This is a genomic window from Synechococcus sp. H55.11 (genome assembly GCF_047462475.1).
Classification (GTDB): domain Bacteria; phylum Cyanobacteriota; class Cyanobacteriia; order Thermostichales; family Thermostichaceae; genus Thermostichus.
In genome coordinates, this window is record NZ_JANSJI010000231.1 from 1 (window position 1) to 986 (window position 986).

Annotated in this window: 1 protein-coding gene and 1 pseudogene; both read right to left on the reverse strand. The window is 56.0% G+C overall.

Annotated features, from left to right (window positions below):
- A pseudogene (locus NW853_RS09225) lies at window positions 1-348 on the reverse strand (hypothetical protein); the annotation flags it as partial.
- Between the two features lie 22 nt (window positions 349-370).
- The gene (gene psbU / locus NW853_RS09230) at window positions 371-733 is read right to left on the reverse strand and encodes a photosystem II complex extrinsic protein PsbU (protein ID WP_414336235.1); all 363 of its coding nucleotides are present in this window, start codon (window positions 731-733) and stop codon (window positions 371-373) included.
- Between the last annotated feature and the right edge of the window lie 253 nt (window positions 734-986).

Consider the following 986-nt stretch of genomic DNA (forward strand, 5'->3'; position numbering starts at 1 on the left):
ATGGGATAGGGATCCCCGTTGGAAAGAAGTTTGGTACACCCGTTCCGACTGGGTTTTTCTCAGGTAGACGACAACCTGCCGCACCTCCTGGGCAGGATAGCGGCGATACAGGCGCAGGCAGTAGTCTGCCATGCGAAAGGGGATCTCGGGATCCGGATCGGTCTGGAATTCGAGGTGCAGGATCAAGTTTTGGGCCCTCAAGAGGATGAGGGAATCGGCTCTGATGGGCTCGCTGGAGAGCTCTGTTGGCTGGATTTGGGCCAAGGGAACCGGGGATCCCAGTAGCCAGCGGGCAAAGGAGTCGGGAAACCACTCTACCAGGTACTTGCAGACGTTGTCGTAGGCCATGGGATCCCTTGGCTGGCCGGGATCAGCCGTAGTAGCCTTGGTTGATGCGGTTTTCCAGTTGGTTGGCCCCCTCTTGGTACTCCCCAAACACGAAGTTCTCCGCGTTCGCCTTGATCAGGGCCTTCTGCTGCTCCGTCAATTCTGGGATCTGCAACATGTCCTCCAGGCTGTTGTAGGGAGCATTTTTCACCAGAATACGGGCCAGGGTGGGATAGAAGCCAGGCAACTGGCGGTAGTTGCGCAGGATGGTGTTGTTCACGTCGATGGGAGTGTCGAGGTGTTTCACCGGCGGAAGCTCTGCCGCCACGGCCGGGATCCCCAAGGGGGCCAAGCACAGACAGAGCATCAACAGGATAGACACCAAAGCAGACAACAGCCGACGCATAGCACCACCTTTGCAGACAAGGTTGAAAGCAGTCATGACAACGCTCAGGGGATAGGTCGCTAACATTCTCCGACCATTTAGTGTCTCATCCCCGCTACCCCGAATCGAGACCCAGATTCAGATTTGGATCCCGTCAGAAATAATTTTTAACAACTATGATTGGGGAATAGCCTTTTGGCGGCTGACCAACTGCTCATCGCTTTTGTTTTGCCCCATGTCCGACTCCACCATCCTCCATCCCCTCAGCCCCTCT